Origin of the sequence: Piscinibacter sp., assembly GCF_050175855.1 — a bacterium.
Lineage (GTDB): Bacteria > Pseudomonadota > Gammaproteobacteria > Burkholderiales > Burkholderiaceae_C > Piscinibacter.
This window is the reverse complement of the sequence record NZ_JBFXIO010000120.1, coordinates 1-11,986: the sequence shown is the minus strand read 5'-3', so window position 1 is coordinate 11,986 and position 11,986 is coordinate 1. Positions and strand designations below refer to the sequence as shown.

Genomic DNA, 11,986 nt, shown 5'->3' with positions numbered 1-11,986 from the left:
AGTTCTTCCACAGCATGTCGCCGGGGAAGATGTTCGCGCGCACGAGGTCCTTGATGGCGTTGCCGTATTCGATCACCGCATGCTCCATCTGCCGTGGGTTGGCTTCCTGCAGGTAGATGTTCAGCGGGATCATGCGCCGCTCGATGTAGAGGTGGCGGATCACCAGCGTGTCGCCGTCCTCCTCCACCAGGCTCGGGCAGTAGTGCTTCAGCTCGGCGATCAGTTCCTCCTCGAAGCGCGCGCGCGGGAAAGCGACGTTGCTGTACTCCAGCGTGTCGGCCATGCGGCCGCCGCGGTCGTGCGTCTTCACGAGCAGGTACTTGCTCATGATCAGCTCGCGCGAGGTCTCCTTCGGCGCCGGGTAGAAATCCTTGATGACCTTGAAGACGTACGGGTAGCTCGGCAGGTCGAACACCAGCATCACCATGCCCTTGATGCCCGGCGCGATGCGGAAGCGGTCGCTGCTGTGCTTCAGGTGGTACAGGAAGTCGCGGTAGAAGATGTTCTTGCCCTGCTTCTGCAGGCCGATGGCGTTGTACAGCTCGCTTTTGGGCTTGCGCGGCATCATCGAGCGCAGGAACTGCACGCAGGCCGAAGGCACCTCCATGTCGACCATGAAGTAGGCGCGCGCGAAGCTGAAAAGCATCAGCAGGTCGTCTTCGCCGAACAGCGCCGCGTCGATCGCCAGCTGGCCGCGCGCCGTGTGCAGGATCGGCAGCGCGAACGGCATCTCGTTGAAACCGTTGATGATCTTGCCCACCGCGTAGGCACCCTTGTTGCGGTAGAAGAGCGACGACAGCACCTGCAGCTGGAAGTTCGCCCGCATGCGGAACTCGCCCAGCCGCGACAGCACCGCGGCGAGCACGTGGTCGACGTCGCGGCCGAGATCCTCGAACTCGCGCTGGAGCTGGAAGTTGTCGATCACCCGCAGCAGCGTGTCGCGCAGCGTGTCCTTGGTCGGGTAGTAGGCGCGGTAGGTCGGCAGCGAGGCCGGCTCGTCGTTCTCGATGTACTCGGTGCTGACCGCCGGCCGCACGAAGATGAAGTCGTTGTTGAAGTAGCTGCGGTGCAGGATCTTCGTCGTCACCGAGTTGAAGAAGGTCTCGGCGAGCTCGGGCTGGTGGTGGTTGGTGAGCAGGCCGATGTAGTGCAGCTTGACCTGCTGCCACACGTCCATCGGCAGGCTGCCGGCCTGGAACTCGGTCTGCAGCCGCTCGGCGGCTTCCTCCACCCGCTTGTCGTAGAACTCGATGCGCTCGCGCTGGGCGCGCTGCTGGCCGTGCCAGTCGGCCTGCTCGAAGCGGTGCTTGGCCTTGGCGCTGGTCTCGCGGAAGAGGCGGTAGTGGCGGTTGAAGCCCTCGAGCAGCGCCTGGGCGATGTCGAAGCCGCGCGAGTCGGTCAGCCGGGTGGGGAACATCGCGCAGCTTCGCTCAGGGACGGCCGTTCTTGCGGATCGCGTCGTAGCGCGTCTTGATCGCGCCGAGCGCCAGGCCGTAGGCGGCGGCCAGCTCGGCCGGGCCGGCCACGGTCATCTTCAGGTCGTCGATCAGGCCGTTGTGCAGGCCGTAGACCCAGCCGTGCACCACCACCTGCTGGCCGCGCGCCCAGGCATCCTGCACGACGGTGGATTCGCAAACGTTGAGCGACTGCTCGAGCACGTTGAGCTCGCACAGCGCCTTGTGCGCGAGCGCCTCGTCGGCGATGCCGTCGAGCCAGGTGCGGTGCTTGTGGCGCACGTCCTGCACGTGGCGGATCCAGTTATCGGCCAGGCCGATGCGGCGGTTCTGCAGTGCCGCGAGCACGCCGCCGCAGCCATAGTGGCCCACCACCATGATGTGATGGACCTTGAGCATGTCGATGGCGAACTGGATCACCGACAGCGCATTGAGGTCGGAGTGAACCACCACGTTGGCCACGTTGCGGTGCACGAAGACGTCGCCCGGCAGCAGGCCGAGGATCTCGTTGGCCGGCACGCGGCTGTCGGCGCAACCGATCCACAGGTACTGCGGCGCCTGCTGGGCGAGCAGCTTGGTGAAGAAGCCCGGCGAGCGGCGCTCGGTGTCGGCCGCCCAGCGGCGGTTGCTCTCGAAAAGTTCGGCGAGGTCGGTGCTCATGCGGCCAGTGTACGCAGCGCGCTCACATCGTCTCGGCGAAGAGCTCGCGGCCGATGAGCATGCGACGGATCTCGCTGGTGCCGGCGCCGATCTCGTAGAGCTTGGCGTCGCGCCACAGCCGGCCGAGCGGGTACTCGTTGATGTAGCCGTTGCCGCCGAAGATCTGGATGCCCTCGCCGGCCATCCAGGTGGCCTTCTCGGCGCACCACAGGATGACGCTCGCGCAGTCCTTGCGCACCTGACGCACGTGTTCGCTGCCGAGCAGGTCGAGGTTCTTGCCGATCGTGTAGCAGAAGGCGCGGCCGGCCTGCAGCACGGTGTACATGTCGGCCAGCTTTCCCTGGATGAGCTGGAACTCGCCGATGCTCTGGCCGAACTGCTTGCGGTCGTGCACGTAGGGCACGACGTTGTCCATCACCGCCTGCATGATGCCGATCGGCCCGGCGGCGAGCACGGCGCGCTCGTAGTCGAGGCCGGACATCAGCACCCTGGCGCCGCCGCCCACCGTGCCGAGCACGTTCTCCGCCGGCACCTCGACGTTGTTGAACACCAGCTCGCCGGTGTGGCTGCCGCGCATGCCCAGCTTGTCGAGCTTCTGCGCGATCGAGAAACCCTTCATGCCCTTCTCGATGAGGAAGGCAGTGACGCCGCGCGCGCCCATCTCCGGGTCGGTCTTCGCGTAGACCACCAGGGTGTCGGCATCCGGGCCGTTGGTGATCCACATCTTGCTGCCGTTGAGCAGGTAGTGGCTGCCCTTGTCCTCGGCCTTGAGCTTCATGCTGATGACGTCGGAACCCGCGCCGGGCTCGCTCATCGCCAGCGCGCCGACATGCTCGCCGCTGATCAGCTTGGGCAGGTATTTGCGCTTCTGTGCCTCGCTGCCGTTGCGCTTGATCTGGTTGACGCACAGGTTGCTGTGTGCGCCATAGCTCAGGCCCACCGAGGCCGAGGCGCGGCTGATTTCCTCCATCGCGATCATGTGCGCGAGGTAGCCCATGCCGGCGCCGCCGTACTCCTCGGGCACGGTGATGCCGAGCACGCCCAGGTCGCCCATCTTGCGCCACAGGTCCATCGGGAACTGGTCAGTGCGGTCGATCTCGGCGGCGCGCGGCGCGATCTCGGCGTCGGCGAAGGCACGCACGGCGTCGCGCAGGGCGTCGATGTCCTCGCCGAGCTGGAAGTTCAGGCCTGGCAGATTCATGGTCTCGTCTCCTAGTGTTTGAGGGCCTCGCGGCCACGCACCGTCATCACGGTGGCGGTCATCGTGGCGATCAGCTTCTCGTTCGATCCGTCGTCGTCGTGCTGCGTGGCGCGGCCATCGACCACGCTGATGGTGCGTCCCGGCTTGATCACCAACCCCTCGAAGCGAAAGCGTGGGCCGCGCGCCGGCGCGATCAGGTTGATCTTGAACTCGATGGTGAGCACCGCGGCATCGTCGGGCATCAGTGAAAACGCCGCGTAGCCGCAGGCCGAGTCGAGCGCGCACGACACCATGCCGGCGTGGATGAAGCCGTGCTGCTGCGTCAGCTCGGGCTTGTGCGCCATCGCCAGCACCACGCGGCCTGGCTCCACCGACTCGAGCGTGGCGCCGAGCGTGGCCATCGCCGCCTGGCGGGCGAACGAGTCTCGGGTGCGCTGGGCATATCCGTCGTCGTGGGGCTTCATCGGGCTCTCCGGCGGTGGGTGCAAGGCCGCCGGTGCGCACCTTGACGTTTACGTAAACGTCAATCATAGCGAATGCGTCATCGCACGCTTTCGGTGCATCCCCCTACACTCCCGCCGCCGCCTACCGGTGGCGCAGAACAAATCCATCCCAACCGAGGAGAAGCCGATGAACCTGTTTCCGCAGTGGCGCGAGGTGGCCGCCACGCCCGGCACCGTGGTGGCGCCCGACGAGCGCCTGCCCTGGCCGCAGACCGCCGCGATGGGCGTGCAGCACGTGATCGCGATGTTCGGCGCCACCGTGCTGGCGCCGATCCTGATGGGCTTCGACCCCAACGTCGCGATCCTGATGAGCGGCATCGGCACGCTGATCTTCTTCGTGCTGGTGGGCGGCCAGGTGCCGAGCTACCTCGGCTCGAGCTTCGCCTTCATCGGGGTGGTGATCGCCGCCACGGGCTACGCCGGCCCGGTGCCGAACGCCAACCTCGGCGTGGCGCTGGGGGGCATCATCGCCTGCGGCGTGGTCTACACGCTGATCGGCCTGCTCGTGATGGGCATCGGCACGAAGTGGATCGAATCGCTGATGCCGCCGGTGGTGACCGGCGCGGTGGTGGCGGTGATCGGCCTGAACCTCGCCGGCATCCCGGTGAAGAACATGGCTCCCACCGGCTTCGACGCCTGGATGCAGGCGGTGACCTTCGTCAGCGTCGGCTTGGTGGCGGTCTACACCAGCGGCATGACGCAGCGCCTCTTGATCCTCGTCGGCCTGATCGTGGCGAGCATCGTCTACGCGATCCTTACGAATGGCCTGGGCATGGGCAAGCCGATCGACGTCTCGGGCATCGCCAGCGCCGCCTGGTTCGGCGCGCCGAACTTCACCGCGCCAGTGTTCGACGGCAAGGCGATGCTGCTGATCGCGCCGGTGGCGATCATCCTGGTGGCCGAGAACCTCGGCCACATCAAGGCGGTGAGCGCGATGACCGGCCGCGACCTGGACAAGTACATGGGCCGCGCCTTCGTCGGCGACGGCGTGGCCACCATGGTCTCGGGAGCCTCCGGCGGCACCGGCGTGACCACCTACGCCGAGAACATCGGCGTGATGGCCGCCACCAAGATCTATTCGACGGCGATGTTCGTGGTGGCTGCGTTGATCGCCATCCTGCTCGGCTTCAGCCCGAAGTTCGGCGCGCTCATCCAGGCCATTCCGTTGGCGGTGATGGGCGGCGTGTCGATCGTGGTGTTCGGTCTGATCGCGGTGGCCGGCGCGAAGATCTGGGTCGACAACAAGGTCGACTTCTCGAACAACACCAACCTGATCGTCGCGGCGGTGACGCTGGTGCTGGGCACGGGCGACTTCACGCTGAAGTTCGGCGGCTTTGCGCTCGGCGGCATCGGCACCGCCACCTTCGGCGCGATCCTGCTGCACGCGCTGCTGCGCCAGCGCAGCTGAGCGCGGCGGGCCGCCTCAGCGCCGGCGCTCGCCCTCGGCGAGCAGCCGGCGCGCTTCCTTCTCGTGCGCCCGCACTTCCTCCAGCGTGGCCTGCAGGTCGGCCATCTGCTGCTCGAGCTGGGCGCGGTGCGCCGCCAGCACGACGAGGAACTTCTTCAGCTGCGGCTGCGTGTCGCGCGGCGACTCGTACATGTCGACGAGTTCCTTCACCTCGGCCAGCGTCAGGCCCAGGCGCTTGCCGCGCAGCGTGAGCTTGAGCCGGGTGCGGTCGCGCGCGGTGTAGACGCGGTTGCGGCCGCTGCGCTGCGGCGTGATCAGGCCGCAGTCCTCGTAGAAGCGGATGGCTCGGGTGGTGAGATCGAACTCGCGCGCCAGCTCGCCGATGGTGTAAGTGGAGCCGGCGCTCGGCGACGCTTGGGCGACAGCGGTTGCAGGCATGGCGGCGTAGACTGGCTCGATTGACGTTTACGTCAAGTGTAGCGAAGCCGCCCCCGCATGAACCCCGACGAATCCCAGCTCCACTATCCCTTCGGCGACACCCTGCCCGAGACCGGCCGCACGATCGAGGTCGCGCCCGGCGTGCGCTGGCTGCGCATGGCGCTGCCCTTCGCGCTCGACCACATCAACCTGTGGCTGCTGCGCGATCGCGATGCCGAGACCGGCCGCGAAGGCTGGACGGTCGTCGACTGCGGCATCACCAACGACGCCACCCGCGCGGCCTGGGAGCAGGTGTTCGCCGTCGAGCTGCAGGACCTGCCGGTGCTGCGCGTGATCGTCACCCACATGCACCCCGACCACATCGGCCTGGCCCATTGGCTCACCGAGCGCTGGGGCGTGCGGCTGTGGATCAGCGCCACCGACTTCAACGCCGCGCGGCTGGCCAGCCAGTCGACCACCGGCTTCGGCGGCGAGAGCGCCGCCGCCTTCATGGCCAGCCACGGCCTGACCGACCCGGACGCGATCGAGAAGGTGCGCAAGCGCAGCAACTACTACGCGAGCATGGTGCCGCAGGTGCCGCCACGCTTTCGCCGGCTGATGGAAGGTGATGTGCTGCGCTTCGGCGAGCATGACTGGCACTGCCACGCCGGCCACGGCCACGCGCCGGAGCACATCTCGCTGCACTGCCGCGCGCTGCGCGTGCTGGTCAGCGGCGACATGGTGCTGCCGCGCATCTCCACCAACGTCAGCGTGATCGACCTCGAGCCCGAGGGCAACCCGCTGCCGCTGTACCTGGCTTCGATCGCGCGGATGCGCGCGCTGCCGGCCGACACGCTGGTGCTGCCCTCTCACGGCAAGCCGTTCCGCGGCCTGCACGCGCGCATCGACCAGTTGATCGCCCACCACGACGAGCGCTTCGACGCCGTGCTCGAGGCCTGCACGAGCGAACCGCAGACCGCGGCCTCGCTGCTGCCGGTGCTGTTCCGCCGCACGCTGGACCTGCACCAGACCACCTTCGCGATGGGCGAATCGATCGCCCACCTGAACGCGCTGTGGCAGCGCGGCCGGCTGAAGCGCGATCTCGGCGCCGACGGCGTCTACCGCTTCAGTCAGAGCCAGTAGGCGACGGCGAAGACACCGAGCATCAGGAACACCAGCACCACCTTCACCACGGTGCCGATCAGCTGGCCAATCCAGGTGGCCACGCCGACGCGCGCCGCCTGCTGGCCGGCGACGACGTGCTCGCCGGCGTGCACGAAACCACCGTTGCGGCGCGACTGGTGCCAGTACTCGCCTGCCATCGCGCCGACCAACGGCATGAACAGCAGGCCGACGAAACCTATGAAGATGCCGAGCACCGTGCCGATGGCCGCGCCGGCCACCGCGGCCGGGCTGGCGCCGGCCTTCTTCGCGCCGAGCAGCGCGGCCACGTAGTCCGTCGCCCAGGCCAGCACGGCCAGCACGGCGATGAAGGCGACGGTCCAGCCCGAGACGCGTGCGAAACCGTCGATCCAGGCGCCGACGATCACGCCGGCCAGCACGAGGATGGTGCCCGGCAACACCGGCAGGATGGTGCCGGCCACGCCCACCACCATCAGCGAGATCGCCAGCAGCCACCACCAGGGGTTGGCCGCCACCACCGTCACCGTCTCGACCATCGTGAGTCTCCCGTCGGGCGAACTGCCCCGATTCGCCCAGGTGGGGGCTGCACCCCGGAGTTCAAGCCGGCCCGGCCAGCGACTCGACGATCGCCCCGGGCGTGGTGATCCACACCTCGCGCCCGGCATGCCCGGCGATGTGGCGCAGCGCGCGGCGCAGGTGGCGCAGCCGGTAGGGCTGGCCCACCAGGTAGGGATGCAGGGCCAGCCCCATCACCAGCGACGGCGCATCGTCGCGCTGCGTCTGCTCGAGCATCTCGTCGAACTGGTCGACGATCATCTGCGCGAAGTCCTTCGCATCCATCTGCCGCGCCACGATCATCGGGATGTCGTTGAGCTCCTGCGGGTACGGCACCGACCACAGCACCCCGCCGCGGCGCGTGCGCATGGCCACCGGCTGGTCGTCGTGGCACCAGTTCAGCGTGTAGCGGTAGCCGGCCTCGTGCAGCAGATCGGGCGTCACCGGGCTCTCCGAGATCCACGGCGACAGCCAGCCGCGCGGCAGCGCGCCGTGCATCTCGAACATGCGCTCGCGGCAGTGCACCAGCAGCGCACGCTCCTCGTCTTCCGGCCAGGCGCCCTGCCGCTCGGCATTGGTGTGGCCGTGGGCGATCAATTCGTCGCCGCGCTCGGCGAAGGCCGCCACCACCTGCGGGCAGTGGTCGTACAGCGCGGTGTTGACGAGCGCGCCGACCGGCCAGCCGAGGTCGTCGAACAGGTCGAGGCAGCGCCACACCCCCACCCGGTTGCCGTATTCGCGCCACGAGTAATTGAGCACGTCGACCGGCGCCGAGGGCGCCAACGTGGCGCCCAGGCCTTCGCCGAAAGCGAAATGCTCGAGGTTGAAGCCGATGTAGAAGGCGAGCTTGCGGCCGTCCGGCCAGTGGAAGCCGACCCGCTCGTGGAGGGCGGAATAGTCGAAGCGACCATGGCCCTTCAGCGGGCCGAAGCGCGGAGGCATGCGGATCATCGGGGCTCCCGGTAGGGTGCGAACACGTCGCGCAGCGCGGGTGTCGCACGCGCAGCCGGCGCGTCCAATGATCGCTCGATTTCGTTGAGGTGTCGCCGCATCTCCGTGGCCGCCGATGCGGCACTCTCGCCGGCCAGCCGCGCGAGCAGCGCGCGATGGCCGTGCGCCACGCACATCGGCGCGCCGGGCGCCTTGTAGAGCGCGATCAGCAGCGAGGTGGAGGGCAGCAGTTCCTCGAGCATGCGCACGAACAGCGGGTTGCCGCTGCAGCGTGCCAGCTCGAGGTGGAAGGCGCCCGACAGACGAATGGCCTCGCGGTGATCGCCGGCAGCAGTGGCGCGCTCTTCAGCGTCGACGAGCCGGCGCAGCGCGGCGAGTTGCGCCACCTCCAGCCGGCCGGCCAGGCGGCGCACCACCTCGCACTCGACCACCCGCCGCGCATCGAAGACATGCGCGCCCTCCTCGCGCGTGGGCGCCGGTACCTGCGCGCCGCGGTTGGGGCGCAGTTGCACCACGCCATCCTGCGCCAGCCGGTGCAGCGCCTGGCGCACCAGCGTGCGCGAGACGGCAAAGGTCTCGGCCAGCTCCTCCTCGCGCAGCCGCGCGCCCGGCGGCAGACGGTGGTCGACCACGGCGTCGTAGATGGCATCGTGCACGCGGTCGGCGCCCTGAGCGGGCGCGGCCGCGGCGAGCAGGCGGCGCGGCATCGCTCAGGCGCCGAAGCGACGCCGGCTGCGCCGCCGCAGCCAGGCCGCCGCGGCCAGCGCCACGGCGATCACCAGCAGCGAGACCAGCGTGGTCACCGTGCCCAGCGCGTAGATCGCCGGCGTGGTCACGGTGGTGGTCAGGCCCTGCAGTTCCAGCGGCAGGGTGTTGAGGTCACCGATCGCCTGCGAGGAGCGGGCGATCTCGTCCCAGCTCAGCGTGAAGCCGAACATGCCGATGCCCACCACGGACGGGCCGATCAGCGGCAGCACGACATGCACGAAGGTCTGCCACGGCGTGGCGCCCTGGTCGCGCGCGGCTTCCTCGTAGGCCGGGTCGAAGCGGTTGAACACCGCGAACATGATCAGCAGGCCGAAGGGCAGCGTCCAGGTCAGGTGCGCGCCCAGGCCGGAGCTGAACATGCCCAGCGTGGTGGTAAAGGTCTCCAGCGAAGCGCTCATGCCCAGCGCCTCGAGTGCGGCCTTGATCAGGCCGTCGAGCAGACGGAACTGCAGCCCGATGCCCAGCGAGACGATGATCGACGGCATGATCAGGCTGGCCACCGTGACATAGAAGAGCAGGTCCCCGCCGGCGAGCTTCTTGCGGAAGGCCAGCCCCGCCAGCAGCGACAGCAGCACCGTCAGCGCCATCACCACGAGGCCGAGCGCGAGGGAGCGGCGCAGTGCCGCACCGATGTCGACCACGCCGAGCCCTTCCCACAGCTCGCGATACCAGTGCAGCGAAGCGCCGCGCATCGGGAAGGTCAGCCCGCCCTCGGGCCCCTGGAAGCTGAGCACGAACACGGTGATCACCGGGCCGTAGAGGAACAGCACGAACAGGCCGAACACGGCGGCCAGCGGCCAGAAGCCTTTCTGCCGGCCCTCACGCGCCATGGCTCACAGTTCCTTCCTGAGGTCGACCATGCGGGTGAGCGCGACGATGATCATCAGCACCACGGCCAGCAGCACCACCGCATTGGCCGCAGCGAGCGGGAACTGCAGGTAGCTGGTCTGCACCTGGATCACCTTGCCCACCGAGGCGATCTGCTGGCCGCCCATCACGCCGACGGTGACGAAGTCACCCATCACGATGGTGATGACGAAGATCGAACCGATCACGATGCCGGTGCGCGACAGCGGCACGATCACGTTCCACAGCGTCTGCCAGGCGGAGGCACCGGCGTCTTCCGCGGCCTCGAGCAGCGAACGGTCGATGCGCATCATCGAGTTGAAGATCGGCACCAGCATGAACATGGTGTACAGGTGCACGAAGGCCAGCACGACCGAGAACTCGGAAAACAGCAGCCACTCGACCGGCTGATCGACCAGCCCGGCGCCCACCAGCCCCTGGTTCACCAGCCCGTTGCGGCCGAGCAGCGGCACCTAGGAGATCATGCGGATGACGTTGCTGGTCCAGAACGGGATGGTGCACAGCACGAACAGCAGCGTCTGCATGCCGGCACTGCGCACGTGGAAGGCGAGGAAGTAGGCGATCGTGAAGCCCAGCAGCAGCGACGCCGCCCAGGTGAAGAACGAGAAGCGCAGCGTCGACCAGTAGGTCTTCAGCGTCACGCAGGGCTCGGCGAGGTTCGCGCAGCCGGCGAAGATCGACACGTAGTTCTCGCCGGTGAACCCGGGCACCAGCGCGTAGTCGCTGGTCGGCCAGAAACTCACCGCCACGATCAGCAGCAGCGGCGCGACGAAGAAGAACGCAAACACCGCCGCGAAGGGCAGCGCCTGTAGCCACGCCGGCGGGCCGGCGTCGAGTTTCTTCGTCGCGCTCACGGCGTCAGGCTGCTACAAACTCGTTCCACTTCTGGATCATGTAGACGTTCTCGTCCATCACCGCGTTCCAGCAGGCGATGCCGCCCATGCGCTGCTCGTACGAACCGCCGTCGCGGCTGGTGCCCGCCTTGGCCAGCAGTTCGCCGTTGGGTGCCTTGATGTCCTGCGTGGCGGGCTTTCCTCCCATCCAGTAGGCCCACTCGTACGGCTCCATCTTGGCCTTGGCGGTCTCCAGCACCGCGCTGTAGTAGCCCTGGCGGTTGAGGTACGCGCCGGCCCAGCCGTCGAGGAACCAGTTGATGAACTCGTAGGCACCGTCGAGCTTGCGGCCCGACAGCGTGGCCGGCAGACCGAAGCCGGCAGCCCAGGCGCGGTAGCCTTCCTTGAGCGGCTGGAAGACGCAGGGGATGCCCTTGGTGCGCACCGCGGTGACGGCCGGCGACCACATCGACTGGATCACCACCTCACCCGAGGCCATCAGGTTGACGCTTTCGTTGAAGTCTTTCCACAGACTTCTGAACTGGCCGGCCTTCTTCGCCTCGATCAGCGTCTTGATGGTCAGGTCGATTTCCTTCTTCGTCATGTTCCCCTTGTCGGGGTACTTGTACAGGCCCATGGCCTCGACCACCATCGCCGCATCCATGATGCCGATCGACGGAATGTTCAGGATCGCCGCCTTGCCCTTGAACTCGGGGTTGAGCAGTTCCTTCCAGCTCTCGATCGGGCGCTTGATCAGGTCGGGGCGGATGCCCAGGGTGTCGGCGTTGTAGACGGTCGGGATCAGCGACATGAACTGCGTCGGCGACTTGGCGAACACCTTGCTCTTCTCGCCCTCGAGGTAGATCACCTTCTTCGGCGCGGTGCCCTGGTCGCCCACCGCCTTGCCGGCCACGGTGCCGGTGGTGAACAGCGTGGTGATCTTGTCGGCATTCTTGATGCGCCTGGTGTCGATGCCCTTGAGGTTGCCGGTGGGCACGATCTTCTTCAGCGAGAAGTACTCGGTGTCGATCAGGTCGAAGCTGTTCGGCGAGGTCACCGCGCGCTTGGTGACCTCGTCGGTATTCACCGCCACGTACTGGATCGTGATGCCGGTGTCGGCCTTGAACTTCTCGGCGATCGCCGTGTCCTGGGTCACCGCGGTGCCCAGGGAGCGCAGCACGTTCGGGGCGGCGGCGCGCGCGGCCGGGCACATGCCGGTGGCCAGG

General features: G+C 67.8%; 12 protein-coding genes and 1 pseudogene. 2 read left to right on the top strand and 11 right to left on the bottom strand.

Features of this window, described 5'->3' with window-relative positions; all coding sequences use genetic code 11:
* From aceK to AB7U92_RS11210, 4 genes are all read right to left on the bottom strand, one after another.
* Positions 1-1,417: bifunctional isocitrate dehydrogenase kinase/phosphatase (gene aceK, locus AB7U92_RS11225; RefSeq protein WP_428576359.1), on the bottom strand; the 1,417-nt coding region annotated here is incomplete at its 3' end.
* Positions 1,418-1,430: 13 nt separating this feature from the next.
* Entirely contained in the window at positions 1,431-2,114 is a 684-nt protein-coding gene (gene can, locus AB7U92_RS11220; protein WP_428576357.1) for a carbonate dehydratase, read from the bottom strand.
* 22 nt (positions 2,115-2,136) lie between these two features.
* Positions 2,137-3,315, bottom strand: a complete 1,179-nt coding sequence (locus tag AB7U92_RS11215; RefSeq protein WP_428576354.1) for an isovaleryl-CoA dehydrogenase — start codon at positions 3,313-3,315, stop codon at positions 2,137-2,139.
* 11 nt (positions 3,316-3,326) lie between these two features.
* Positions 3,327-3,779, bottom strand: a complete 453-nt coding sequence (locus AB7U92_RS11210) for a PaaI family thioesterase (protein ID WP_428576351.1) — start codon at positions 3,777-3,779, stop codon at positions 3,327-3,329.
* 166 nt (positions 3,780-3,945) lie between these two features.
* Between AB7U92_RS11210 and AB7U92_RS11205 the strand changes: the two genes are divergently transcribed.
* Complete coding sequence (locus AB7U92_RS11205) at positions 3,946-5,226, top strand: solute carrier family 23 protein (RefSeq protein WP_428576349.1); 1,281 nt, start codon at positions 3,946-3,948, stop codon at positions 5,224-5,226.
* A gap of 15 nt (positions 5,227-5,241) precedes the next feature.
* Here AB7U92_RS11205 and AB7U92_RS11200 read toward each other — a convergent pair whose 3' ends face one another.
* Positions 5,242-5,664 carry a MerR family transcriptional regulator gene (locus AB7U92_RS11200; RefSeq protein ID WP_428576346.1) on the bottom strand — a complete coding sequence of 141 codons (423 nt, stop codon included), beginning with the start codon at positions 5,662-5,664 and terminating at the stop codon, positions 5,242-5,244.
* Between the two features lie 57 nt (positions 5,665-5,721).
* On the opposite strand from AB7U92_RS11200, the gene AB7U92_RS11195 reads away from it, so the two are divergent.
* Entirely contained in the window at positions 5,722-6,786 is a 1,065-nt protein-coding gene (locus AB7U92_RS11195; RefSeq protein ID WP_428576343.1) for an MBL fold metallo-hydrolase, read from the top strand.
* On the opposite strand, the gene AB7U92_RS11190 is transcribed toward AB7U92_RS11195, so the two are convergent.
* The 6 genes and pseudogenes from AB7U92_RS11190 to AB7U92_RS11165 all read right to left on the bottom strand — a co-directional run bounded on the left by AB7U92_RS11190 (position 6,774) and on the right by AB7U92_RS11165 (position 11,985).
* On the bottom strand, positions 6,774-7,322 hold the full coding sequence (locus AB7U92_RS11190) for a DUF456 domain-containing protein (protein ID WP_428576341.1): 549 nt from the start codon (positions 7,320-7,322) through the stop codon (positions 6,774-6,776). The genes AB7U92_RS11195 and AB7U92_RS11190 overlap by 13 nt on opposite strands.
* A 61-nt stretch (positions 7,323-7,383) precedes the next feature.
* Positions 7,384-8,292 (bottom strand): polysaccharide deacetylase family protein, encoded by a 909-nt coding sequence (locus tag AB7U92_RS11185; RefSeq protein WP_428576339.1) that lies wholly within the window; start codon positions 8,290-8,292, stop codon positions 7,384-7,386.
* Positions 8,289-8,999 carry a GntR family transcriptional regulator gene (locus AB7U92_RS11180; RefSeq protein ID WP_428576336.1) on the bottom strand — a complete coding sequence of 237 codons (711 nt, stop codon included), beginning with the start codon at positions 8,997-8,999 and terminating at the stop codon, positions 8,289-8,291. The genes AB7U92_RS11185 and AB7U92_RS11180 overlap by 4 nt, the downstream gene beginning before the upstream one ends.
* 3 nt (positions 9,000-9,002) lie before the next feature.
* Positions 9,003-9,890 (bottom strand): ABC transporter permease, encoded by an 888-nt coding sequence (locus AB7U92_RS11175; protein WP_428576333.1) that lies wholly within the window; start codon positions 9,888-9,890, stop codon positions 9,003-9,005.
* Between the two features lie 3 nt (positions 9,891-9,893).
* Positions 9,894-10,781 (bottom strand): annotated as a pseudogene (locus tag AB7U92_RS11170) (ABC transporter permease).
* A 4-nt stretch (positions 10,782-10,785) separates the two neighbouring features.
* The gene (locus AB7U92_RS11165) at positions 10,786-11,985 is read right to left on the bottom strand and encodes an ABC transporter substrate-binding protein (protein ID WP_428576330.1); all 1,200 of its coding nucleotides are present in this window, start codon (positions 11,983-11,985) and stop codon (positions 10,786-10,788) included.
* Between the last annotated feature and the right edge of the window lies 1 nt (position 11,986).